Below are 26,508 nucleotides of genomic sequence, written 5' to 3' on the forward strand. Positions count from 1 at the left end.
CTATTACTTACCTCCTTTAATAACGGTATTCAATGTGTTTAATTTCCCATTAACACGATCGATTAGAGCATTATAATAAATTTGATTCTCTGCTAATTTCGCTTGCTCAGCATCCATATCTACAGCATTCCCATTGTTTCTATATCGCAAGTTCTCAACAATATTGACACCTGGTGTAGATTGTCGAAACGTGAAATCATAATGTCTATTATCAGTACGGTATGCAGAAATAGCTATACTCTTCTGCTCTTCCAACATATCCTTAAAACTAACATTTTTCGCCTTATAATTAGGTGTATCGACATTCGCGATATTATTTGCGATTGTTTTATGATTTAAAGTGGCATAGGAAAGTCCATTTTCCAGGCTACTAATAGTTCCTCCAAATAAATTCAAAACTGTTCACCTCATTTTATTTAAAATCTATGTACTTGTTAATTTATCCAATAATACAATTGTAATTAAGATGATACCTAGTGTCTATTGTCTTTTGTCACTTTTTAATAGTCTATACGCCCTATTTTTTCTCCCTCTCAACCATGACAAAACTTCCCCATCCTTTGTGTCTCTAGGCTTCAGTAAAGATTAATAATCATCTAGTTATTTTACACCATTTCGACAGTGTTTACGATTTTATTGTGAAAAATGCCTTTTTATGAGGTTTATCGCCTTTTTTAATCCTTTTAAATAAAGGTCCCTTTTTACTAGTTTAATCACTATGGGAGTATTTTTTATACAGTGACTATAAGTTTATTCCCCATTCTTCAAAAGTAACATAACAGCATTTTTTATATGCTAATTGTAGTGACAAATTATCGAACATTTTTAGGATAAAAGCAACGAAATCCATGTTTTTATATTAATTCTCTAAAAAACAAATGCCCTAAAATTTCGAAAATACACAAAAAAGCGTCTATATTACCATAGACACCATCATTGTTTTGAAAAACAATATATTTTATGAAAGATGAAAACGACTTTCATTCCACACTACCTGCTTGCCACTATACTTCTCTCTCACTCAGTTTAAAGTATAAAACTATAGCTCTGTTTAAGGTCTCCCCTTTCTCACATGGGAATCAGCCTTCTACTCCACCGTTCTACATTAAAAGCAAAAATTACAATCACTAGTCTGAAAAGTCACTTTTCCTCATGTTCGACTAACGGATTCATTGTACGCTCCTCTGAATTGGACGATGACGAAACCTAAAGCACCCCTCACCTTTCTAAAAGGTCTTTTTCAACAACATAAAAAGCGTCTATGTTTACCATAGACGCTTTCATTAGCTTCTTAAAAGAAGTATTTATTTCATTTTAATTTCTGCTAAAGCATTTAAGAATTTATCGTTTAGTACTTTAATATAAGTACCTTTCATACCTAAAGAACGAGATTCAATGACACCTGCTGATTCAAGTTTACGTAATGCATTTACGATCACCGAACGTGTAATACCCACTCGATCAGCAATTTTAGAAGCAACTAGTAAGCCTTCATTACCATCAAGTTCTTCGAAAATGTGTTCAATTGCCTCTAACTCACTGTACGAAAGTGAATTAATAGCCATTTGCACGACAGCTTTGCTACGAGCTTCTTCTTCAATTTCTTCCGACTTTTCACGTAAAATTTCCATACCAACCACTGTTGCACCATACTCAGCTAAAATTAGATCATCATCTTCAAATTGTGAAGATAAACGAGCAAGGATTAATGTTCCTAAACGCTCACCACCACCAACGATTGGTACAATTGTTGTTAAAGCATTTTGGAATAAATCTTTATTTTCTACCGGGAAAGCAGTATGTTCATTATTAATATCTAAATTTGATGATGTTTCAGAGATCGTAAATAAGCTATGTGTATATTCTTCTGGGAACTGTCTCTCTTCGAACATTTTTTTCATACGTTCATTTTCAATTTGTTGGTGAATTGAAATACCTAATAATTTACCTTTACGACTTAAAATATAGACATTACTATCGATAATATCGCCTAATGTATCGGCCATTTCCTTAAAGTTTACTGGCTTACCAGCAGAAGCTTGAAGCATCGAGTTAATTTTACGTGTTTTTTCTAATAAATTCATTATATGTTCCTCCTATAAATAATCCGAAGAGTATTTACTAAATATTCTAAAGGTTTTTATTATTGAATGATACTAATCAGCTTTATCTTACAGTATAAACTGTGACAAATCTTTGTTTTTTACTATTCCCGCAAGTTTTTGATCCACATACGCTGCATTAATTGGGATACTAGCAGGCGCAATTTCAGATGCCTCAAACGATAGTTCTTCCAGTAAACGTTCTAATATCGTGTGTAAACGACGAGCTCCGATATTGTCTGTTTCCTGATTCACTTCAGTTGCTATCTCAGCAATTCGTTCAATAGCATCTGACGTGAAATGAATTTCTACGCCTTCTGTCTCTAAAAGTGCTTTATATTGCAAAATTAATGATTGATCTGGTTCTTGTAAAATACGGACAAAATCCTGTTTTGTTAATTTTTCTAGCTCTACTCGAATTGGGAAACGGCCTTGTAACTCGGGAATTAGGTCTGATGGTTTTGACATATGAAATGCCCCAGCAGCAACAAACAGCATATAATCCGTTTTCACTGCACCATACTTTGTAGTAACCGTAGAACCTTCTACAATTGGTAAAATGTCACGTTGAACTCCTTCACGGGAGACATTCGCCGAAGTATTTCCTTCTTTACTAGCAATTTTATCGATTTCGTCAATAAAAATGATACCCGTTTGCTCAGCTCTATTAATGGCTTCCTGTGCTACTTCATCAGCATCTATCAGCTTATTTGCTTCTTCTATTGTTAAAATACGACGCGCATCTTTTACTTGCACACGGCGTTTTTTCTGTTTTTTAGGCATTAAACTAGAGAGCATATCCTGCATACCACTATTCGCAGACATATCCATCCCAGTTCCTTGTAACGCATCAAAAATGGATGGATTTTGTTCTGTTACCTCTACAGTAACCCACTCATTTTCTAACTTACCATTGCGTAAATCAATGGCAATTTGAGCACGTTTCGAGCGAACTTCTCCATCATCTGCTGATGAATCATCATTTGTTGGTTGTTCTTTCCCACCAAATAGCATTTCAAACGGATTTTGCATCGCCTGTTTTTTACGTAAAGAAGGCACCAAAAGTTTCACGATTGCTTCATTTGCTAATTCTTCTGCTTGTTCCTTGACAGACTCCATCATTTCTTCTTTAACTAGACGGTGAGAAGCTTCTACCAAGTCACGGACCATTGATTCAACATCTCTACCCACATAGCCTACTTCGGTAAACTTTGTCGCTTCAACTTTTACAAAAGGTGCATTGGTAAGCTTTGCAATCCTTCTTGCTATTTCTGTTTTGCCGACACCAGTTGGCCCAATCATCAAAATATTTTTTGGAATAACTTCAGCCTTCATATCTTCATTTAACAACGAACGACGATAGCGGTTTCGTAACGCAATAGCTACTGCTCGCTTAGCTTCATTCTGCCCAACAATGTAACGATCTAAATGCTCAGTAATTTGTCTTGGCGTTAAATTTTTTTGTGTCATTAGTTCAGCGCCTCCACGATAATATTATGATTTGTAAATACACAGATTTCAGCAGCTGTTTCTAATGCCGCTTCAGCTATTTCACGAGCAGTCATTGTTTCACCTGCATATTTTTTTAATGCTCTACCCGCAGACAATGCATAATTGCCTCCAGAGCCAATGGCCAAAATGCCATCATCAGGTTCAATCACTTCTCCTGTACCCGAAACGAGTAATAAAGTCGTTTTATCCATTACTAGTAGCATTGCTTCTAGCTGGCGCAGCATTTTATCACCACGCCATTGCTTCGCTACCTCAACGGCTGCCCGTTGCAAATTACCGTTATACTCATTTAATTTGCCTTCAAACATTTCAAAAAGTGTAAAGGCATCAGCAACTGAACCTGCAAAACCAGCGAGGACCTGCCCATTAAACAGACGTCTGACCTTCCTTGCTGTACCCTTCATCACAACTGCATTTCCCAATGTTACTTGACCATCACCAGCCATAGCACAGCCTCCGTTATGATGAACCGCAAATATCGTTGTTGCATGAATTTGTCCCATCTGCCTTCCTCCTTAGCTCTATTATGCCCTTGGATGAGCATTCATATATGTTTGACGAAGATGCTCTTTTGTTACATGTGTGTAAACTTGTGTAGAAGATAAATGTGAGTGACCTAATAACTCCTGCACCGTCCGTAAATCTGCGCCATTATTCAATAAATGAGTAGCAAAAGTATGGCGAAGCATGTGTGGGTAAATTTTCGTATGGAGTGAGGCCTTATCAATCATTTCGTTTAAAATATGACGTACCCCTCTAGGAGTAAGTTCCCCACCACGCATATTGACAAACAACTGCAGATGATTCGTTTTTTTCATCAATCGTGGACGAGCTTGCTCTATGTAGTCCTGCATTGCTAAACTCGCAAATTGACCAAATGGAATGATTCGTTCTTTTCGACCTTTGCCCATTACTCGTATAATCGAATAATGAAAATCTACATCCTCTACTTGAATTGAAGTCAGTTCACTCACACGAATACCTGTTGCATATAACAGCTCTAATATAGCTATATTTCTTAATGATTTCAAATCATCACCAGTATTCGCATCAAATAACTGTTTCAATTCCTCTTCGTAGAAAAAATTAGGTAAACGTGATTCTTTTTTCGGATGATAAAGCGAACGAAAGGCTCCGTCATCTAATCCGTACTGTCTATTTAGAAAGCGAAAAAAGGAGCGTATTGAGGAAATTTTCCTTGAAATAGAAGCCCTTGCCCTTTTCTCATCGTACAACTTTGTTACATAAAGACGTGCATGTATATATTCAACACTTGCTAAATCATCGATTCCCTCCGTTTGTAAAAAGGTTAAAAAATCTAGCAGGTCTGATTCATATTCTCGCACTGTATGAACAGAGAAGTTCTTTTCAACTTGGATGTAAAGCATGAACTGTTCGAGTGCATCTTGGGACGAAACTAACACAGAAAGATTCACCACCAATAATTTATTAATAATTTTCTTAAATGACTGACACTTGTAATATAACGGATATACAATCCTTTGTCATCTCTTACAAGTTTGTATCGTTTTCCTGATCATTAATAAACATACATATTGACACTAAACCTATCTTCATAATATAGCAAGTGTAAATAGTTATATTTTGAGAAAAACTCCATACAAAATAATAAAATACGTCTAATTAAGCATTTTGTCTACAAAAAGAAAAAGCCTCTAAGAGTATAACAACTTTTAGAGGCTTTTGGCAATTAAATTGTTTGTGAATTCACAAAATTTCGAATTGTGCTTATTGCGCGTGTTGCATGCATTTCCGCACGCTCTGGCTTAGAACGACGACCAGGTGGTAAGTCAGGGAAGATGCCGAAGTTTACATTCATAGGCTGGAAGTTTTTCGACTGTGCTTCTGTTATATAACGCGCCATGCTTCCTAATGCCGTTTCGAATGGGAAAATAATCGGCTCTTGTCCTAAGGCTAAACGAGCTGCATTTATTCCTGCAATTAATCCACTACCTGCTGATTCAACATAGCCTTCTACACCAGTCATCTGACCTGCAAAGAAAATATTCTTTTGCTCACGAAGTTGATATGTTTTTTCTAAAACTTTCGGTGAATTAATGAAGGTGTTTCTGTGCATGACGCCATAGCGAACAATTTCTACATTCTCTAACCCAGGAATGAGCTGTAGCACTTCCTTTTGTGGCCCCCATTTTAAATGCGTTTGGAAGCCTACAATGTTGTAAAGCGTGCCTGCTGCATCGTCTTGACGAAGTTGAACAACTGCATATGGACGTTTTCCTGTTTTTGGATCCTCAAGACCTACTGGCTTCATCGGACCAAATAACATAGTTTTCTCTCCACGAGCTGCCATGACTTCAATTGGCATACAACCTTCAAAGTAAATTTCTTTTTCAAATTCCTTCAATGGTACAACTTCAGCTTCGATTAATGCTTGGCGGAAACGATCGAATTCTTCCTTTGTCATAGGACAGTTTAAATAAGCCGCTTCCCCTTTATCATAACGAGATTTTAAATAAACTTTATTCATATCAATACTATCTTTTTCGATAATAGGTGCTGCTGCATCGTAAAAGTATAAATAATCTAAACCCGTTAAACCTTGAATTTTTTCAGCTAAAGCTTTTGAAGTTAATGGTCCTGTTGCAATAACTGTAATACCTTCTGGAATTTCTGTGACTTCTTCATGAATAACCTCCACTAGTGGATGGTTTTTCACAGTTTCAGTTACATACCCTGCAAATTCGTGACGATCTACTGCTAAGGCACCTCCAGCAGGTACTGAACATTGGTCTGCTGCCTTTAAGATAACAGAATCTAACATACGCATTTCTTCTTTTATAACGCCTACAGCATTTGTTAACCCGTTTGCCCGCAATGAGTTAGAACAAACAAGCTCAGCAAATTTATCAGTATGGTGCGCTGGTGTCTGCTTTACTGGACGCATTTCATAAAGTTTAACTTTTATACCCCGTTTAGCAATTTGCCAAGCTGCCTCACTACCTGCCAGCCCTGCTCCAATTACATTTACTACTTGTTCAGTCATGTTTCTTACCATCTTCCTATCATTGAGTTGGTGCTTCTTCATAGTCACACTTCGTACATTGAATTTGCACACCTTTTTTTATCTTTTTCTCTACTAATAATGCACTACATTTTGGACATGGTCTATTAATCGGCTTGTCCCATGAGACAAATTCACATTCAGGATACTGATTGCAACCATAGAATAGACGCTTTGTTTTACTTTTTCGCTCCACAATCTCGCCCGTTTCACAGGAAGGACATTTCACACCAATAGGCTTCATAATCGCTTTTGTATTTCTACAATCTGGGAAATTAGAACAAGCCATAAATTTGCCATATCGTCCAAGCTTAAAGACCATTGGAGATCCACAAAGCTCACAGTCTTCTCCTGCAGGCTCATCTTTAATGACAACCTTTTCCATAGCTTCATCCGCATGTTTTACATGGACTTCAAAGTCTTTGTAAAATTCCTCCACAACTTTTTTCCATTGTCGATTGCCTTCTTCAATATCATCTAAATCTTGTTCCATTTGTGCTGTGAATTCGATGTTTATGATATCTGGGAAAAATTCTAGTACGAGTTGGTGTACGATCTCTCCTAGCTCTGTTGGCATAAAGCGTTTAGCATCTAATACAACATAGCCACGGCGCTGAATTGTATCGAGGGTCGGTGCATATGTGGACGGGCGCCCAATTCCTAGTTCTTCCATTGTTTTAACAAGTCGCGCCTCAGAATAACGTGGTGGTGGCTGTGTAAAATGTTGTTTAGGCTCGATTTCAAGCGATTTTACTTGATCACCAATTTCCATCTCAGGTAAAAGTTTTGTCGTCTCTTCAGTTTGATCATCAGTACCTTCAATATATAGTTTCATAAAGCCTGCGAATTTAACTTGTGAGCCATTTGCACGGAATAAAACATCACCATTTTGAAGATCTACAGCTACAGTATCAAGTACTGCCGGTGCCATTTGACTCGCAATAAAGCGCTCCCAAATTAAGCGATATAAGCGTAACTGATCACGGCTAAGTACCGCCTTTAATTCATCTGGTGTCCGCATTGTACTTGTTGGACGTATTGCTTCGTGCGCATCCTGTGCATTTGAAGCTTTCTTTGTTTGTTTTATTTCTGTTGCAATGTATTCTTTTCCATATTTACCCTCAATGTACGTAACCGCTTCTGCTTTTGCCGTATCAGAAATACGTGTGGAATCGGTACGCATATAAGTAATTAACCCGACTGTCCCCTCTTTTTTTCCAATATCTATACCTTCGTATAATTGCTGAGCTAGCATCATGGTCTTCTTAGCACGGAAATTTAATTTTCGTGCAGCTTCTTGCTGTAAAGATGATGTTGTAAAGGCTGGTGCAGCATTACGCTTACGTTCCTTTTTCGTTACATTGACAACATCAAAGTTTGTTCCTTTAACATCTTTTAAGATTGCCTTTACTTGTGCTTCATTTGTTAATTTTATTTTGTCTTTACCATTTCCATAGTAAAGGGCATCAAATGATTTTTTTCCCTTTTCAAACGTTCCTTCAATTGTCCAATATTCTTCAGGTTGGAAGTTTTTAATTTCATTTTCACGATCAATGATCATGCGTAGTGCTACAGATTGTACCCGACCCGCTGATAAACCTTTTTTTACCTTTTTCCATAGAATTGGGCTAATGTTATAGCCAACAAGTCGATCCAATATACGTCTTGTTTGCTGCGCATCTACTAAATCCATGTTAATTGGACGTGGGTTTTTAAAAGACTCTATAATTGCATCTTTAGTAATTTCATTAAATACAACACGACAATCTGAGTGAATATCAATATTTAATGCAGTCGCAAGGTGCCAAGCAATTGCTTCTCCCTCGCGGTCTGGATCGGCCGCTAGATAAACTTTCTTTACTTTTTTAGCAGCAGACTTTAATTCCTGTAACACAGGTCCTTTACCACGTATCGTAATATATTTAGGCTCGAAATTATTTTCCGCGCTAACGCCCATCTGACTACGTGGAAGATCCCGTACGTGTCCAACCGACGCTTTCACTTTATATTTCTTTCCTAAATACCGTTCAATTGTTTTTGCTTTTGCTGGTGATTCTACAATCACTAAATAATCCGCCATCTATGTCTCCCCCTTAGCGAGGTCTATTACTAATTTTTTAAGTTACCTGTTGCAAAATGTATAACAGATTTTAAGATAATGCAACTTTTTTTCAATTTTTGTTAGAAAAGAGGTCTAATGTTTCAATGATTTGATGACCATTCACTATGGGAATTGCTCCTTCAAAAAGCAATTGATTTGTCCCTTTTGATTGCGTTGCGTCTATAGGTCCTGGCACCACAAACACATCTTTTCCTTGCTCTAATGCAAGCTCTGTTGTAATAAGCGTGCCACTTTTTAATGCCGCTTCTGTCACAACTAATGCTTGAGATAAACCACTAATGATTCGGTTACGCATTGGGAAATGCCATTTTTCAGGCTTCATATGAGGAGGATATTCTGTCATTAATAACTGGTGCTCTGCCATTTGCGTAGCAAGAATGCGGTTTTCTGATGGATAGAGATAATTAAAACCATGTCCAAGCACAGCTATTGTATGACCGCCCATATCGATAGTCGCCCTATGTGCCATTGTATCTGCACCTCTTGCAAGCCCACTAACAACCGTATAATCACGTTGAATAAGCGGCGGGACAATTAAGTCTATCGCTCTTTTTGAATACGCTGTCGCCTTCCTAGAGCCTATAATAGCTATCTGTTTTTTGTTTGTTAACAGGGAATATTGACCTTTCACATACAATACAGTAGGTGGACTTGATATTTCAAATAATTGCGCCGGGAAATAGGGATGATAAAACGGGATGGGGAAAATATTAGCCCGTGCATAGGCCTCTTCAAGTGGTGTTGTCATAATTTGTCGAAAGAGCTGAGAAAGTTGATGTGCTTTTTGTGCCGATATTTGTAAAACTTTTGCGAGGTCGTCATAATGAATGTCTTCAAAAGAGCTTAAAATATTCACAGGGGACAACAATTGCTGAAGTTTCTGTAGTGGTAATGGGTACACATAATGTAAGGCTAGTAATCTCTGCGTATCTACTGCGAGAATCATTCAATAAACCTCCTTTTATAATAGAAGAAATTAAATGACCGCATGATAATTTTCAACACAACATTGCATTATTATTTATAACATCTGCCACAAAATTGTTGATTTCTTCATAAGTAAGTAGGTAATTGTTGAATGAAGTATGATAAACAGTGTATAAATAATGAAAAAGATGTAGCCGTAATGGCTACATCTTCCATTTTAATGGGTTTTACACTTTTCGTATAGCCCTTTTTCTTTAATTACTTTAATTAATGTTTCACCAATTACAGAAGGTGTTTCTGCAACTTCAATACCAGCTTCGTTCATTGCTTTAATTTTCTCCGCTGCTGTTCCTTTACCACCAGAAATGATAGCACCAGCGTGACCCATACGTTTGCCAGGAGGTGCAGTTTGTCCACCAATAAAGCCTACAACAGGTTTTGTCATATTTGCCTTAATCCATGCCGCTGCTTCTTCCTCAGCTGTACCACCGATTTCACCAATCATAACAACTGCGTATGTTTCTGGATCATTATTAAAGGCTTCAAGCACATCAATGAAGTTTGTACCGTTGACAGGGTCTCCACCAATACCTACTGCAGTTGTTTGACCAATTCCAGCTTGTGTTAATTGGTGTACTGCTTCATATGTTAATGTACCAGAACGAGAAACAACTCCTACATGGCCTTTTGTATGAATATAACCAGGCATGATACCAATTTTACATTCATCAGCTGTTATAACACCTGGACAGTTTGGACCTACTAGTCGAGTGTTTTTACCTTCCATATAACGTTTAACCTTAACCATATCAAGGACAGGAATATGCTCTGTGATACAGATTGTTAATTCTAATTCAGCATCAACAGCTTCTAAAATTGCATCTGCCGCAAATGGTGCAGGTACATAGATAACTGAAGTTGTAGCACCTGTTGCAGCTACAGCTTCTGCTACTGTATTGAAAACAGGAACTCCCTCGATTTCAAGTCCACCTTTACCTGGTGTTACACCTGCTACGATTTTAGTACCATACTCAAGCATTTGCTTCGTATGGAAAAGAGCTGTTTCGCCCGTAATCCCTTGTACAATTACCTTCGTATCTTTGTTAATAAATACAGCCATTGTTCTCCCTGCCTTCCTTAGCCTACTAGTCCCACAATTTTTTGTGCACCGTCAGCCATTGAATCCGCTGCAACGATGTTTAAACCAGATGCATTTAAAATTTCTTTTCCAAGTTCAACATTTGTACCTTCTAAGCGTACAACTAATGGCACAGCTAAACCAATCTCTTTAGCAGCCGTTACAACACCCTCAGCAATAATGTTACACTTCATAATTCCACCAAAGATGTTTACGAAAATGCCTTTTACGTTTGGATCAGAAAGGATAATTTTGAAAGCCTCTGTTACTTTTTCAGCTGTTGCACCGCCCCCTACATCTAGGAAGTTAGCAGGGCTTCCGCCATAATAACTAATTGTATCCATCGTTGCCATTGCAAGACCAGCACCGTTAACCATACAGCCAATATTTCCATCTAATGAAATATAGCTTAGGTCATATTTCGAAGCTTCGATTTCTTTTGCATCTTCTTCGTCAAAATCGCGTAATTCGACAATATCCTTATGTCGATATAATGCATTGGCATCAAAATTGAATTTAGCATCTAATGCTACTACTTCGCCTTGTCCAGTTACAACAAGTGGATTAATTTCTACAATTGATGCATCTTTGTCGATAAATGCTTGATATAAGCCTAACATTAATTTAACAGCTTTCCCTACAAGGTTTGCTGGAATATTCATATTAAACGCCATACGACGTGCTTGGAAGCTTGTTAATCCAACTACAGGATCTACAACTTCTTTGAAGATTTTTTCTGGATTTGTTTCTGCTACTTCTTCAATATCCATACCGCCTTCTTCAGATCCCATCACTGTTACACGAGATGTAGCACGGTCTAATACTAGACTTAAATAGTATTCTTTTTGGATATCAGAACCCTCTTCAATATACAAACGTTTTACTTCTTTTCCTTCTGGACCTGTTTGATGAGTCACTAAAATTTTTCCTAATAACTCTTTTGCGTATGTGCGCACCTCGTCAAGGTTTTTAGCGATTTTGACACCGCCTGCTTTACCGCGTCCACCTGCATGGATTTGCGCCTTGACTACTGTTACGTTTGAGCCAAGTTCCTTCGCTACTTTTACTGCTTCATCAGGGGAAAAAGCAACTTTTCCGTTTGGTACAGCTACACCATATTTTCTCAGAATCTCTTTCCCTTGATATTCATGGATATTCATAATACATCCTCCCATCAAACATTTGCATAGAATTGTTTTACTAACATAGACTATTCTAACGAAAGATTCTGATAAAGTCTACACTTTGTCTTTAGTTCGAATTTTCTCTCTTATTATGACGCTTTTTTCTATTTTGTGTACTAAAACAGCTTGTAAAAATAATCAGAATAATTCATTTTTTCTATATTTTTGCGCATGTTGCTGATCCAAACGATAAATAAATGCGAAAACCTCTGCTACTGCCTGATATAATTCTTCAGGAATAGACTCATTTAAATCTAATTGACCAAGTAACTGCACAAGGTTAGGATCCTCATAAATCGGCACATTATGCTCATTTGCTCTTGCCAAAATGTTCTCGGCAATTTTCCCTTTTCCCTTTGCTACAACAGTGGGACTATCAAATTGACCAAGCTTATACGTAAGCGCAATTGCCTCTTTTCGAGTAAGTTTTTCTTCGCTCATACGCGGATATCCACCCCACTCTGCTCCTCTCGCTGTTCTACTACAGGACCTACTTTTTCCGTTTGCCCTTTATCAAATTGTTTAATAAACACACCTGAAAGTTGATAATTTTTTTCAGCCAGTCCAATTTTTAAAGCAGCCTTCAACGGCTCAGCAAGTGATTGAATTTCCGAATTTTCATTAAAGACCGTTACTGTGACAACTCTATTTTGAACCTGCATATCAATCACTGTTTCTTGCATAGATGCCATTTGTAAATAAAATAATACGCGTGCATAGTTTGCATCAATTTTGCCATTATCTTTCATGCGACCATTCCATTGTAAGGTTGCATCCATCTTCTTGCCAAAAAATTCAAGTGGAACTTGCATGATGAGCTGATGTTGATGACCATTTTCTCCTGAAGATAACTGCATTCCATTCATACGCGTCATAAGCATCTCTGCCGCTTCCTTCATTTGAGGTGGTATATTAGTTTCCTGCAATAATGTATGGAGCTGTGGCTTTAGCTGATGCGCAATCATGTGTAAATCAGCCGACTTGTTTCCGAGTGTAGCCTCGTAGCTAATTCCTAAATTTTTCAACACCGTTTTAAGTGCATGTTCCATCGCTTTACTATCCATTGAATTTTGTACTAGTGCTTCTGCTTGTGTCACAACTTGCTGTATAAATGGTTGCGAAGAATCAATACTATTTTTCACCAGATTGCGCATGAGTGCCTCAGTCTGTGAAGGAGAATTGGCCTCTTGCTTAATTAGGGATAACAAATGATCTTTCATAGAAAGTGTATGGGCATCCTGTGTAAATAAACGATCAGCTGTATTTTGAGTAAAAGCTTTTAATAACTGATCCTGCATTTGTTTAGCAAAAACATCTAGCGTTTGTTTTGATACTGGTAGTTGATTAAAACGATCCACAAGCTGATTGATTTGCTGTTTTTGTCCATTCGTTAATAAATTTTGACTTTCGGTCCATGATTTAAGCTGTTCCACCAGTTGTCTAGCATTTTCTGGCTTTGTAGCAAGAATGGTTTGAATAACTTGACCAGCTTGCTGTATTGGCTGAAAGGCTTTTGCTTCATTCATTTTTGACCAGTTTTGCAATGTAGCCTGCTGGGGGAGAATCCCTGATTCTTTTAGCATTGATAAAGCTTGCATTTTTTCATTCATTGTCGCAGAACTATTCGTTAAACTTTGTAAAAGCCTTGCAAGCACTGCACTACCTGTTTCTACTTCAAAGGGCTTGGCAATCGCTTGTACTTGTTGCATTAAATTTTGCCTCAATGACTCAGATAGGGTTGTATCCTTCGCTAAAAGCTGAGCAAAGTTATCCATGATAGCGGTCATACCAGATGTCTTTTGACCACTCATCAATGCTTGAAACACATCGTTTATCATAGGCATTTTAAGCTCTATCATTTTTTGAATGGTTTGTAGAGCATCTACTTTTGATATACCCTCTGGCAATGCCTTTAACCACATTTCAGCTTGCAGCATTTGCTCTTTAGAAATTGGTAGCTGCGCTTTCATAAAATGCCCTAATAATTGCTGCATCTCTGCAGATTTTGGCAAATTCATGGATTCTAATAACTGATTAATTTGCTGACTCGGTGTAGATGCCTGCGCCATCGGTCCAGTCACTATTTTCAATTCCGTTTGTGGATTTGTCCCTGTTACCTGAAAGAAATGGGCATCCCCGGCTTTTAACGGCACTTCGAGTTTAGCTATAAATTTTTGATTACCTACTTGTATTTCTGCCATTTGATCTGGATATAATTGCTTAATTGTTCCATGAAATACTTGTCCTTGTTTTAAAGCAAGTGGTTGATTTGTCGAAGTCATTGCATTTTGCTGTATCTGAATTGGATTAAATGATGTGGCTGTCATATACATACTCCTTTCATCAATTACTCCTTCGTGTAATTGTCTACCGTTTTTTAACTTTATGAAAACATAGATTTTATTGGTTCAAATGATTTACGATGGTGAATAGTCGGTCCAAATTCTTCTAACGCTTCTAAATGTTGCTTAGTCCCATACCCTGCATGTTGCGCAAAGCCATACATTGGAAATTCCTCGTCTAATTGCTCCATATACTCATCCCGTGCCGTTTTAGCTAAAATGGATGCGGCTGCTATCGCTAAGCTCTTAGCATCTCCTTTTATAATCGAATCTTGAGGAATTGTAATAGGTAATGTCATAGCATCTACTAAAACAACATCCGGCTTCGTTGACAATGATTCAACACTTACCTTCATAGATTGTTTTGTTGCCTCATATATATTCAGTTCATCAATTTGTTGGGCAGATTGAAAATGAATAAAATAGCTTATGGCATGCTCTTTAACTAATTTAGCAAAGCCGTTTCGTTTATCCTTCGATAATTGCTTTGAGTCATTCAGACCAACAAGTGCCTCACAATTTGTCGGTAAAATTACTGCTGCCGTTACGACTGGCCCTGCTAGTGGTCCTCTTCCTGCTTCATCTACACCCGCAATAAATGTATCTGTTCCTCCATAGCTTAAATCGAATGTAACTTTTTTTTGATGCTCTTGCAGTAATTGATGTTTTTTATCTTGTCTCTTTTGCCAAGTTAGCCATGCCTTTTGTACACCTGCTCTTTCATCGGCTGCAACTTCTTTCATCCAATCTTGCCATTCCTCAGCAGCTTTCAATGCAGTTGTAATTTCCTTAATCGTTTTCATTGTGTACTCCTTCTTGCTTCTATTCATTCAAACTATATCATGTTCAGTTATTATGTAGTCTCTTTAACTTGAAAACTATTTTCCTCTCTATAGTCATTATCGGTTAAAAAATGTATTCCTAAAAGAAAAACTGTCACAAAAGAACGTGTGACAGTTTTAAATACTTATAATTGTTCAGTTTCCTTTTCTAACTGTTCATCCACAAAATCAAAGGTAAGTTTACCTAATTGTAATCCACGGATATCTCGAACAATTAGTTGAGCTACTTGATCATAATCTATTTCTCCACCAGGACCAAACACACGACGCAGCTTACCAATATGGTCAAAAGTATCCACTAACTCCTCATGGATAAACTCAAGACCGTAACGCTCTTCCATACGCTTTGGATAATGATTAGATAAGAAGCGTAATCCATAGACAGCTAGGTCTTCCATATTTGTAATAGTATCCTTAATAGCACCAGTTAAAGCTAATTTAAAGCCTACTTCTTGATCCTCAAACTTTGGCCATAAAATACCTGGTGTATCCAATAGTTCAAGCTCTTTACCAACTTTGATCCATTGCTGTGCCTTTGTCACACCTGGTGTATTGCCTGTTTTAGCGATATTTTTTTTCGCTAAGCGATTTATCAATGTTGATTTTCCCACGTTTGGAATACCCACAATCATGGCACGAATAGCTCTAGGCTTCATTCCTCTTGCTTTCATACGATCAAATTTTTCTTTTAAAATTTCTTGTGCCGCTTTTGTTACTTGCTGTAAGCCCTTGCCCTCAAGTGAGTTAATGGCTACTGCTTTATGACCACGCTTTGCAAAATACTCTACCCATTTCCGTGTTTCTTGTTCATCTGCCATATCCGCTTTATTTAAGATCAAAAGACGAGGTTTTTGGTTAATGACTTCGTCAATCATCGGATTACGTGAGGATAGCGGTAAACGTGCATCTATTAATTCAAAGATAATATCGACAAGCTTTAATTTTTCAGTTACTTCACGTCGGGCTTTAGCCATATGCCCTGGAAACCATTGTATCGTCACAGCTATACCTCCTAAACTAAAAGAAAAAGGGAGTGATTATGCTCTCCCTTTCTTACATTACTTTACAATTTTTATATCACTAAATGGCCAGAAAATCAGACTAGTATTACCGATAATTTCTTTTTGGTTAACAAGGCCAATATGTCGACTGTCTTTACTATATCGACGATTATCTCCCATAACAAAGATATACCCCTCAGGAATGGTATTGCTATCCAAGGAAACATCAATGTCATTTAAGGTGAAATCTTCTGTTAAAGTTCCCTCTGTGATTTGCGCTTTATAGGCATCTAAATAGGGTTCTTCAATTGGCTCACCATTTATATACAATTGATCATCCTTATACTCTAATGTATCTCCTGGCAATCCAATTACACGCTTTATGTAATTTTTTTGTTCAGGTGCATGAAATACAACGATATCAAAACGTTTAGGCTCACCTATTTTATAACCAATTTTATTCACAATCATTCGGTCGCCATCTTCAAGGGTTGGCATCATGGACTCTCCATCAACTGCAATGGGTGTAAATAAAAAATATCGAATAACTGCAGCAATCGCAAATGCAATTAATAGTGCTTTTGTCCATTCCCATAATTCATTTTTTTCTTTCACTTGTTTTTCCATTGAGAATTGCCCCCTTGTCTAACACCATTTTAGATGATAGTGAATAAAGATGACAAGCAAAAAGAAAAGAGGCTTGAACACAAGCCCCTCACTTTTAAGTCATAATTATCGAATTTCTTTAATACGAGCAGCTTTACCACGTAGGTTACGTAGGTAGTAAAGTTTAGCACGACGTACTTTACCACGACGTACAACTTCTAAGTTAGCGATTTTTGGTGTGTGTACAGGGAATGTACGCTCAACACCTACACCGTAAGAAATTTTACGAACTGTGAAAGTTTCGCTAATTCCGCCACCACGACGTTTAATTACTACACCTTCGAAAATTTGGATACGTTCACGAGTACCCTCTACTACTTTCACGTGTACCTTAACAGTATCACCAGGACGGAAAGTTGGTAGATCAGAGCGAAGCTGAGATTTTGTAATTTCTGCAATAATGTTTGACATTGTTTTCTCTCCTTAGACAGATGCTCTTGCACGCAATCTATGCCACAGCGGAACACCGTAATTCAGTACTCACATAGAAGTACAGATTAGATGTTATCATAAATAGATTCGGCAATCAAGCATCTAGACGATTGTTTTTTAGTTTTTCTAGATACAATTTTTGCTTGTCTGTTAATGGGTATTGCTCAAGTAAGTCAGGACGGCGCTCAAAAGTTCTTTTCAGCGACTGTTCCTCTCGCCATTGCTCAATTTTAGCATGATTCCCCGATAATAAAACATCAGGTACCTTCATGCCACGGAACTCCGCAGGACGTGTATAATGTGGATGCTCAAGGAGACCTGTTGAAAAAGAATCTTGAATATGAGAATCCTCTTGTCCTAAGACACCAGGTAACAATCTAACTACGCTATCAATAACAGTCATAGCGCCTAATTCTCCACCTGTTAAGACAAAATCGCCAATGGAAATCTCGTCTGTCACAAGATGCTGACGTATACGCTCATCATAGCCTTCATAATGACCACATAAGAACACTAACTCTGTCTCCTGCGCTAACTCCTCTGCTTTTTTCTGCGTAAATCGTTCGCCCTGAGGACACATTAATATGATACGTGGCTGTTTCCCTGCAGTTATAGCCTCTACTGCACTAAACATTGGTTCAGGCTTTAATACCATACCTGCACCACCACCATATGGATAGTCGTCAACCTGATTATGCTTGTTCCCTGAAAATGTACGAATATCCGTTACCTCTAAATTTACAGCTCCCTTTTCTTGTGCCTTCTTTAAAATAGATGCACCAAAAACGCCTGAAAACATATCAGGGAACAGGCTCAATACATGAATATTCATCATAATAAGCCTTCCATAACATGAATGACTATTTTTTTGTCCATAACATCAATATCTTTCACGATATCTTCTATATAAGGGATATAGTGTTCTTTCTTAATCCCTTTCACTACCCATACATCGTTTGCCCCTGTTTGCAGGATATCTGCTACAATACCGATTGTCTCGCCCTCTTCAGAAATAACTGTGCAGCCTATTATTTCATGGAAAAAGAACTCATTTTCTTCAAGAAGATCATCAGTCATTTGATCTTTTGTCACTTTCAGCATGCCTTCTTTAAATGGCTCAACCAAGTTGATATTGTTCATGCCTTCAAAAGTTAATAAAATAAAGTTTTTATGACGACGCATAGAGTCAATCGTTACCCAGGTTGGCTTCTTATCGTCTTTTTTAAAGGCAGCAAGCTTATTTCCTACTGCAAAACGCTCTTCTTCAAAGTCTGTTGTCGATAATACACGTACCTCACCACGAATACCGTGCGTATTGACAATTCGACCTACATTAAACCATTCCATTCTATTTCACCTCGTAAAAAACATGCTTATCTTCACAATGCATCTGGCTCATCCAAAAAAGGTTCCGTTCTTGCAGATGTGCTTTGGAAGAATGTAGTTTTAGCTAAGACTTATTTGTCTTGTCAACAATAATATAAGCAATATCCTTTATCTATACTCCTTATTTAAGCTTTAATTTCCACTTAAACAGAAGTTATAGCGATATGCTGATGTTAAAAAAAGATAAAAAAAGGAAGGAACCTACAAGCTCCCTCCTTTTTCGTCCAGATTTTACGCTTTATACAAAAAGGCCACTTTGAACTCCTAAGCGACATGTAAACACACCTATCAGGACTCACTAGTACTTGTTGCAAGAGCGTGAAAATCTTTTCTATTAATCCAATATATCGACGTAGGTCTTCTTTTGATGGTGACTACCTGCCGCTGAATAAACAATTGTACGAATCGCTTTTGCTACTCGCCCTTGCTTGCCTATGACTTTCCCTCTATCCTCTGGATGAACAAAAAGTTTATAAACAATTCGATTTGCATTTTCATCCGTCTCAATACGAACTTCTTCTGGATAATCGACTAACGGTAAAACGATTGCTTCAATCAGCTGCTTCAAAGACGTCGCCCCCGATTATTTACTGAATTTTTGGTTATGGAATTTTTCCATGATACCTTGTTCTGAGAACAGGTTACGTACTGTATCTGATGGTTTTGCACCGTCAGCTAACCATTTAAGAGCTTTCTCTTCATCAATGTTTACAGTAGCTGGTTGAGTTAGTGGGTTGTAAGTACCAACTGTTTCGATTTGACGACCATCACGTGGTGAACGAGCGTCTGCAACTACGATACGATAGAAAGGAGATTTTTTAGCTCCCATACGTTTTAAGCGAATTTTAACTGCCATTTTAATAGCACCTCCGAATAAGTTTCACACAAGATAGTATATTATCAATGTTTAGGTTGTTTGTAAAGTGTTTTTTCTTAACACCTAAAAATTATTATTTAAACAATGAATCAAAGCCTGGTAATTTCATTTTTTTCTTCCCTTTACCACTTGCCATTCCAGTCATTTGTTTCATCATTTTTTTCATTTCATCGAATTGTTTAATGAGACGATTCACCTCTTGAATAGATGTCCCAGAGCCTTTCGCAATACGCTTTTTACGGCTACCATTAATGATTTCTGGGTTGGTCTTTTCAGCAGGCGTCATGGAGTAAATAATGGCCTCTACACGCCCCATTTGCTTATCATCAACTTTTACATTATCTAAGCCTTTGATTTTGTTAGCACCTGGTAGCATTTTTAAAATTTCATCAAGAGGGCCCATTTTCTTGACTTGCTGTAATTGCTCGACAAAATCATCAAAAGTAAATGTTTGAGATTTAAACTTTTCTTCTAATTCTTTTGCCTTGGCTTCATCTACATTTGCCTGAGCTTTCTCGATAAGGGACAGAACATCGCCCATACCTAATATGCGAGACGCCATACGCTCTGGATGGAATGGTTCAAGCGCATCCATTTTTTCGCCCATCCCGACAAATTTAATTGGTTTTTGCGTCACAGAACGGATAGATAATGCAGCACCACCACGCGTATCACCGTCAAGTTTTGTTAAAACAACCCCAGTAATACCGATTGCCTCATTAAAGCTTTCTGCTACATTGACTGCATCTTGACCCGTCATGGCATCAACAACTAGGAAAACCTCATCTGGCTCTTTTAATGCACGAATATCCTTTAACTCTTGCATTAGGTCTTCATCGATATGAAGTCGACCAGCTGTATCAATAATCACTACATCATGATGTTCTTCCTTTGCCAATTCAATTGCCTGACGTGCAATTTCTACAGGAGATACCTCAGTACCTAGCGCAAAAACAGGTAGTGATAACTGTTTTCCCAATGTTTGTAATTGTTGGACAGCTGCTGGACGATAAACGTCAGCGGCAACTAATAATGGTTTACGATTATATTTTTTTCGTAGAACATTTGCCAATTTACCTGTAGTGGTCGTTTTACCCGCACCTTGTAGACCAACCATCATAATGACAGTGGGTGGCTTCGTATTAAACTTAATGGGACTTTGTTCGCCCCCCATTAATTCTGTTAGTTCATCCTGTACAATTTTAATAACTTGCTGACCTGGTGTTAAACTTTGCATAACATCAACACCGACAGCACGTTCACTTACCTTTTTCACGAATTCTTTGACTACTTTTAAGTTAACATCCGCCTCGATTAAAGCAAATCGGACTTCTCGCATCATTTCTTTAACGTCTTGCTCTGACACTTTTCCTTTGCCTTTAATCTTTTGGATCGTTCCTTGGAGTCGTTCCGCTAATCCTTCAAAAGCCATTGCTTTCGCCTCCTAATCCCATTCTTTCAGCTGCTCAATAAGTGCTAGCTGCTCTTCAGCTGTCATACTTTTTTCTGTAATCCCCTGTGTTAGCTGTGACAGCATTTGGGTACGTTGTTGAAATTTTTCAAGTAAACATAATTTTTCTTCATATTCCTCAAGCATCGCTTCAGTTCGACGAATATTATCGTAAACAGCTTGGCGTGAAACACCATACGATTCAGCGATTTCTCCTAGAGAGTTATCATCCAAATAGTATAGCTCCATATAACTTCTTTGCTTATCTGTTAATAATGCTTGATAAAAGTCGAAGAGAAAGTTCATGCGTGTTGTTTTTTCAAGTAGCATCGAATGTTTCTCCTCCCGCTATTAGTCATTTGTATCATAACGAAAAGCGCCCGTCTGTGTCAAGGTAATCTCCTTGTCTAAAAGCCTAAATTACAGCTTTCAGGCATTTTTTGCCTTTGGCTAGTATTACTCTTTTAAACAAGTCAATTCACCTATACACAATCGAGCGTTTTTATCTATTATGTGTCAGTGTCACTTTATCCAATTTTGTTCAAAAGCTGAAGCAAACTAAGCATCCTGCTTTCTGAATAGAAAAGAGATATATGACATTCAATATAAAACTATTCAGCCACTGTTAGCTGTTTTCATCATTATTTTGTAGTTCCTTATCCAAACCATCAGCAAATAGTCCATAGACATATCGTTCTGCATCAAATGGCTGTAAATCATCCATTTTCTCACCAAGACCCACAAATTTTACAGGAATGTGCAACTTGTTACGAATAGCAAGAACAATACCCCCTTTAGCAGTACCGTCTAACTTTGTTAAAACAATCCCTGTCACATTCGTTGCCTCTTTAAATGTTTGTGCTTGAACAAGCGCATTTTGGCCAGTTGTTGCATCTAATGCTAATAATACTTCATGTGGAGCATTTGGAATTTCACGTGAAATAACACGATGAACTTTTTCAAGCTCATTCATTAGGTTCACTTTGTTCTGCAAGCGTCCCGCTGTATCACAAATCAATACATCCGCTTTTCTGTTTTTTGCTGCACGAATCGCATCATACATAACTGCTGCTGGGTCAGAGCCTTCTGATTGTTTAATAACCTCACAACCAACACGATCTCCCCATACTTGTAATTGATCAATAGCACCTGCACGGAACGTATCACCCGCAGCTAATACAACCGTTTTTCCTTGAGACTTTAAACGGTGTGCTAGCTTACCTATCGTTGTTGTTTTCCCAACACCATTTACACCAACAAATAGAATAACAGTTAATTCACCATCTGGCTGCATAGTTAGTTCAATTAAATCTTCTTCACCTTGCTCGTAAATTTCTACAAGCTTCTCAGAAATCACAGCTTGAATGCCATTTGTATCTTTAATATTTTTACGTTGCACTTCATAACGCAGTTTATCCATGAGTTCCATGACTGTTTCAAATCCAACATCAGCCTGTAATAGTAAGTCCTCTAATTCTTCAAAGAAATCCTCATCCACTTTACGATAGCGTGCAACAAGGTCATTCACTTTTGATGTAAAAGAATTACGTGTTTTTTCAAGACCAGCCTTGAATTTTTGTGTTATTGACCAAGCAGAAGGCTTTTTCTCTTCCAGTGGTTCATCCTCTACTACTGCTAGCTCCTGAACATCTAGCTGTGCTTCTTCTATTTCAGGTGAGGGCTCGGCTTCCACGTCGACTTCTTTCACAATCGCCATTTCTGGTGATTCTACATCTTGTTCAGACACTTTTAGATCAACGGTCTCAATGGCAGCAGGTTCGTTTGATTCTTTAAACTCTGGCTCCGAATGGTCAGATTCCTGTTCGTTGTCGGTTGCGTCTAGCTTCTCTTCCTCTGCTGGATTACCCATTAATTTATCTTTTAAACGTTTAAAAAAACTCATGCTTGTTCGCTCCTTTGCTCCGCAAGTACGGGTTCATCTTCTAGTTTTACTGATACAAGTTTCGACACACCTGATTCTTGCATTGTTATACCATACAAGACATCAGCTCCCTCCATTGTTCCTTTACGATGAGTAATCACAATGAATTGTGTGTCGAGACTAAACTTTTTCAAATATTGGCTATAACGCACAACATTCGCTTCATCTAAAGCCGCCTCTACTTCATCCAGAATACAAAATGGTACAGGTCGAATATTTAAGATGGAGAATAGTAAAGCAATGGCCGTAAGTGCACGCTCACCACCAGAAAGCAAACTTAAATTCTGTAATTTTTTTCCTGGAGGCTGTGCAACAATTTCAATACCTGTTTCCAATAAATTTTGTGGGTCAATTAAAACCAAATCAGCTTGCCCTCCGCCAAACAATTCACGGAAAACACGTTTAAATTGCTCTCTAATAGCATAAAACGTTTCACTAAAGCGCAACGTCATTTCTTCATCCATTTCTTTGATTGCTTCATGTAATGTTTCCTGTGCAGCAAGCAAGTCCTCTCGTTGTTCAGTTAAGAAAGTATGACGTTCTAGTACTCTATCATATTCCTCAATCGCACTTAAATTAACAGGTCCTAGCTCTTCAATGGATCTTTTTAACAATTTAACACGTCTTCGCACAAACTCTTCATCTTCTATTGCCAGAGCTTCTTTCTCAGCCTCTTCGAATGTTAACTGATAATTTTCTTCGAGTTGTTCGATAAAATTATCCATTTCAAATTCTACACGATTACGTTTTAACTCATTGGCACGAATTGCTTCAAGGTATCCTTTATGAATACGCTGTAGTTCCTTGAGTTGTTCTTCTAATGTAGAGAGTTCTTGTTGTTGTCCTATTTTCTGCTCTTTCTTTTCAGAAATAGTCTCTTGTAAGGCATCTCTTCTTGCTTTCCATGTCACAACCTGTTCCTCGACCTCTTCATCACTTAAATGATTTGTCGATTCATCAGATTGAAGCCACATTATTTCCTGAGAAATATTTTTAACTTTTTGTTGTGCTTTGTTTAATTGTAGTGCCAGTTCAGCAGTTGTAATTTGAACTTGTGACATTTGTTCTTGCATAACCGCTAGCTGTGAACGTTTTTCGGCAAGCTGTTCTCGTAAGACATCTTTCTCTGTCTCCCCCTGTAACTTTACCTTACTTAATTGTTCGACAGTTTCATTGATTTCGACAAGCTCTACAGCAAGGGTATTTAAGCGCTCCTCTGCTGCTTGCTTTTGTGTTAACAATGCTTCCTCACGTGTTTTTACATCTTTTGTTTCAGTTGAAGCAAAGGTTACTCTAGCCGATAAGCTTTTTTCTACGACTTCTAGCTCACGAATACGACTTGACTGTTGCATCTCATCTTTTCGTAATTGCTCTCCTTCAAGCTTTAATTGCTCTACTTGATCTCGCAGTACTGCAAGCTTCTCTTTTTCGGCTGCAACAGCCTGTTCAGCACTATAAATGGAAGCCTGTAACGATTCTAGCTTAATGATTAAATCATCTAACTCTGCTTTTCTTGTAAAGAGTGAGGATTGCTGTTTCAGTGCACCACCTGTTAAGGAACCCCCTGCATTAACAATATCTCCTTCAAGTGTGACAACTCGGTATCGGAAACCACATAATCGGGCAATTTGACTTGCGCCTTCTAAATTTGATGCCACGATGACATTCCCTAATAGATTTTCAACAATTGTTCGATTGTCTTCATTAAAAGTGACGAGTGCATCTGCCATTTGAACAAAGGCAGGATGTTCAGTTGCTAGCTGAATAGTTCCTGGATTAATTTTGCGTGATTTCATGACTGTTTTCGGTAAAAAAGTAGCACGTCCAGCCCGTTTTTGTTTTAACCAGTGAATAGCCTGTTGCGCATGGCGCTCATTGGTTGTGACAATATGTTGAGAGGCAGCACCTAAAGCTGTTTCAATCGCTTGTGAATACTTTCCTTCAACTTGGATTAACTCTGCTACAGCACCCTCAATACCTTGTAAATCACCTTTATCTCGAGCAAGCAAGACTTCTTTAACACCTTGGAAGAACCCAGAAAAATCAGCTTCGAGTTCAGCTAATGTATCTTTTCTAGCCTTTAGTTGTTGTTGGTGTTGATACGCTTTGTACAACATATCCTGTTTTTCGCTAAAAGAAATATTGACATTTTTCAACTGTATTTGTAAGGTTTCATATTGCTCTAATTTTTTCTGTAAATCATTGGTTGTCAAAGCATGTTCAACCACTAGCTTTTCTTTTTCAGCAATGATTTGCATAAGCTCTTGTCCAATTTCATCTGTTTGATCGGACATTTTTGCCGCCATTGCCTTTTGTTGAGCTAATTGCTGATCGATATTTTTTAATTCATTCTTGACTGTTGCTTCTTCATTTAATGAATCAATATATCGATTTTTATAGTCTTCTATTTCTTCCTCGATTTCTGTCACAGACCGATTTAATGATTGTTCTAACTGCTTGATGCTCTGCTTTAATACTGATACGGCTTGTTGCTTCTCGGAGAACACTTCTTTTTTCTCCTGTTCTTGAACCAGGAGTAATTCTACTTCCGCCTTAGCCTCTTGTAATGTTGTATTCAGTTGTAATAGTTGATTCGATGCATTTTGGCGTTTTTCAGCCATTAATGCCTTACGACCATCCCAACGCTCTACCTCCATAGTGGCATTGACAAGCTCAGCCTGCGAAACATCCAAATAATCATCTAGATCTTTTAATAGCTTACGTATATTGGCGGTCTGTTTATCAATCATTGAAATATTTTGAGCTTGTTCTAGCTCTGTTGCAGAAAGCTTCGTAAATTCCTCTTTAAGCGCATGCAAAGATTGTGCACAATTTTTAAAATCATGCACAAGAATTGCAATATCAAAATCCTTTAGCTCAGAAGACATTTGTACATAATCTCTTGCACTAGATGCCTGCATTTCAAGCGGCTCTAATCGGTTGTCTAATTCATGGAGAATGTCTAATACACGATACAAATTTTCATCTGTCTCAACAAGCTTATGCTCAGCTTTTTTCTTTCTTATTTTATACTTTAAAACGCCAGCTGCCTCTTCAAAAATAGAACGACGGTCATCAGGTCGACTATTTAAAATTTCATCAACACGACCTTGAGAGATAATTGAAAATGCCTCTTTCCCAAGTCCTGAATCCATAAACAAGTCCGTAATATCCTTCAGGCGACACTGTTGGTTATTTAATAAATATTCACTATCACCTGAACGGTATACGCGTCTTGTTACACTGACTTCTGTATAAGAAAAAGCAAGTTGCTCATCAGTATTATCTAAAATAAGTGTTACTTCTGCAAAGTTGAGTGGCTTACGAGAGTCACTCCCAGCGAAAATAACATCTTCCATCTTTGCTCCACGTAACGACTTTGCCGATTGCTCCCCAAGTACCCAACGAATCGCATCTGTGACATTACTTTTTCCACTGCCATTTGGTCCAACAACGGCTGTAACACCAGGTACAAAATCAATTCCAATGCGTTCCGCAAAAGATTTAAAGCCAATCACTTCTAGTCGTTTTAGGAACATCTA

General features: G+C 37.8%; 24 protein-coding genes. All 24 read right to left on the bottom strand.

Annotated elements, in window-relative coordinates; all coding sequences use genetic code 11:
* Positions 1-3: 3 nt before the first annotated feature.
* Complete coding sequence (gene flgB, locus C7B89_RS03895; protein WP_048391621.1) at positions 4-396, bottom strand: flagellar basal body rod protein FlgB; 393 nt, start codon at positions 394-396, stop codon at positions 4-6.
* Positions 397-1,304: 908 nt separating this feature from the next.
* Positions 1,305-2,084 (bottom strand): GTP-sensing pleiotropic transcriptional regulator CodY, encoded by a 780-nt coding sequence (codY, locus tag C7B89_RS03900; RefSeq protein ID WP_004229266.1) that lies wholly within the window; start codon positions 2,082-2,084, stop codon positions 1,305-1,307.
* A gap of 87 nt (positions 2,085-2,171) precedes the next feature.
* Positions 2,172-3,572, bottom strand: coding sequence for an ATP-dependent protease ATPase subunit HslU (gene hslU, locus C7B89_RS03905; protein ID WP_115673192.1), 1,401 nt, complete (start codon positions 3,570-3,572; stop codon positions 2,172-2,174).
* Complete coding sequence (gene hslV, locus C7B89_RS03910) at positions 3,572-4,117, bottom strand: ATP-dependent protease subunit HslV (RefSeq protein WP_004229270.1); 546 nt, start codon at positions 4,115-4,117, stop codon at positions 3,572-3,574. The genes hslU and hslV overlap by 1 nt, the downstream gene beginning before the upstream one ends.
* 21 nt (positions 4,118-4,138) lie before the next feature.
* Positions 4,139-5,038: a tyrosine recombinase XerC gene (gene xerC / locus C7B89_RS03915; RefSeq protein WP_004229272.1), complete on the bottom strand. Its 900-nt coding sequence runs from the start codon at positions 5,036-5,038 to the stop codon at positions 4,139-4,141.
* Positions 5,039-5,325: 287 nt separating this feature from the next.
* The gene (gene trmFO / locus C7B89_RS03920; RefSeq protein WP_016994086.1) at positions 5,326-6,639 is read right to left on the bottom strand and encodes an FADH(2)-oxidizing methylenetetrahydrofolate--tRNA-(uracil(54)-C(5))-methyltransferase TrmFO; all 1,314 of its coding nucleotides are present in this window, start codon (positions 6,637-6,639) and stop codon (positions 5,326-5,328) included.
* A gap of 19 nt (positions 6,640-6,658) precedes the next feature.
* Positions 6,659-8,737, bottom strand: a complete 2,079-nt coding sequence (gene topA / locus C7B89_RS03925; protein ID WP_016994084.1) for a type I DNA topoisomerase — start codon at positions 8,735-8,737, stop codon at positions 6,659-6,661.
* Between the two features lie 91 nt (positions 8,738-8,828).
* Positions 8,829-9,725: a DNA-processing protein DprA gene (gene dprA / locus C7B89_RS03930; RefSeq protein WP_115673193.1), complete on the bottom strand. Its 897-nt coding sequence runs from the start codon at positions 9,723-9,725 to the stop codon at positions 8,829-8,831.
* 198 nt (positions 9,726-9,923) lie between these two features.
* Positions 9,924-10,826 (bottom strand): succinate--CoA ligase subunit alpha, encoded by a 903-nt coding sequence (gene sucD / locus C7B89_RS03935; RefSeq protein ID WP_004229280.1) that lies wholly within the window; start codon positions 10,824-10,826, stop codon positions 9,924-9,926.
* Positions 10,827-10,843: 17 nt separating this feature from the next.
* A complete protein-coding gene (gene sucC, locus C7B89_RS03940) occupies positions 10,844-12,004 on the bottom strand; it encodes an ADP-forming succinate--CoA ligase subunit beta (protein WP_036080495.1) in 1,161 nt (386 codons plus the stop codon).
* 162 nt (positions 12,005-12,166) lie between these two features.
* Complete coding sequence (locus C7B89_RS03945; protein WP_048391628.1) at positions 12,167-12,469, bottom strand: EscU/YscU/HrcU family type III secretion system export apparatus switch protein; 303 nt, start codon at positions 12,467-12,469, stop codon at positions 12,167-12,169.
* Positions 12,466-14,355 carry a hypothetical protein gene (locus C7B89_RS03950; RefSeq protein ID WP_115673194.1) on the bottom strand — a complete coding sequence of 630 codons (1,890 nt, stop codon included), beginning with the start codon at positions 14,353-14,355 and terminating at the stop codon, positions 12,466-12,468. The genes C7B89_RS03945 and C7B89_RS03950 overlap by 4 nt, the downstream gene beginning before the upstream one ends.
* Positions 14,356-14,411: 56 nt before the next feature.
* Entirely contained in the window at positions 14,412-15,173 is a 762-nt protein-coding gene (locus C7B89_RS03955) for a ribonuclease HII (protein ID WP_054550509.1), read from the bottom strand.
* A gap of 164 nt (positions 15,174-15,337) precedes the next feature.
* Positions 15,338-16,213: a ribosome biogenesis GTPase YlqF gene (gene ylqF, locus C7B89_RS03960; protein ID WP_115673195.1), complete on the bottom strand. Its 876-nt coding sequence runs from the start codon at positions 16,211-16,213 to the stop codon at positions 15,338-15,340.
* 57 nt (positions 16,214-16,270) lie between these two features.
* A complete protein-coding gene (gene lepB, locus C7B89_RS03965; protein ID WP_048391637.1) occupies positions 16,271-16,840 on the bottom strand; it encodes a signal peptidase I in 570 nt (189 codons plus the stop codon).
* A 105-nt stretch (positions 16,841-16,945) separates the two neighbouring features.
* The gene (gene rplS / locus C7B89_RS03970; protein WP_004269407.1) at positions 16,946-17,290 is read right to left on the bottom strand and encodes a 50S ribosomal protein L19; all 345 of its coding nucleotides are present in this window, start codon (positions 17,288-17,290) and stop codon (positions 16,946-16,948) included.
* Between the two features lie 115 nt (positions 17,291-17,405).
* On the bottom strand, positions 17,406-18,143 hold the full coding sequence (trmD, locus tag C7B89_RS03975; RefSeq protein WP_066037837.1) for a tRNA (guanosine(37)-N1)-methyltransferase TrmD: 738 nt from the start codon (positions 18,141-18,143) through the stop codon (positions 17,406-17,408).
* Complete coding sequence (rimM, locus tag C7B89_RS03980; protein ID WP_066037820.1) at positions 18,143-18,658, bottom strand: ribosome maturation factor RimM; 516 nt, start codon at positions 18,656-18,658, stop codon at positions 18,143-18,145. The genes trmD and rimM overlap by 1 nt, the downstream gene beginning before the upstream one ends.
* 373 nt (positions 18,659-19,031) lie before the next feature.
* Positions 19,032-19,265 (bottom strand): KH domain-containing protein, encoded by a 234-nt coding sequence (locus C7B89_RS03985; protein WP_004269410.1) that lies wholly within the window; start codon positions 19,263-19,265, stop codon positions 19,032-19,034.
* A 15-nt stretch (positions 19,266-19,280) separates the two neighbouring features.
* Positions 19,281-19,553 (bottom strand): 30S ribosomal protein S16, encoded by a 273-nt coding sequence (rpsP, locus tag C7B89_RS03990; RefSeq protein WP_004269411.1) that lies wholly within the window; start codon positions 19,551-19,553, stop codon positions 19,281-19,283.
* Positions 19,554-19,647: 94 nt separating this feature from the next.
* Positions 19,648-21,006 (bottom strand): signal recognition particle protein, encoded by a 1,359-nt coding sequence (gene ffh / locus C7B89_RS03995; protein ID WP_048391641.1) that lies wholly within the window; start codon positions 21,004-21,006, stop codon positions 19,648-19,650.
* 12 nt (positions 21,007-21,018) lie between these two features.
* Positions 21,019-21,354 (bottom strand): putative DNA-binding protein, encoded by a 336-nt coding sequence (locus C7B89_RS04000; RefSeq protein ID WP_048391643.1) that lies wholly within the window; start codon positions 21,352-21,354, stop codon positions 21,019-21,021.
* Positions 21,355-21,649: 295 nt separating this feature from the next.
* Positions 21,650-22,927, bottom strand: coding sequence for a signal recognition particle-docking protein FtsY (gene ftsY, locus C7B89_RS04005; protein WP_115673196.1), 1,278 nt, complete (start codon positions 22,925-22,927; stop codon positions 21,650-21,652).
* The gene (gene smc, locus C7B89_RS04010; RefSeq protein ID WP_103117574.1) at positions 22,924-26,505 is read right to left on the bottom strand and encodes a chromosome segregation protein SMC; all 3,582 of its coding nucleotides are present in this window, start codon (positions 26,503-26,505) and stop codon (positions 22,924-22,926) included. Before smc ends, ftsY begins: the two co-directional genes overlap by 4 nt.
* Between the last annotated feature and the right edge of the window lie 3 nt (positions 26,506-26,508).

It is taken from the genome of Lysinibacillus capsici (genome assembly GCF_003367505.1).
GTDB lineage: Bacteria > Bacillota > Bacilli > Bacillales_A > Planococcaceae > Lysinibacillus > Lysinibacillus capsici.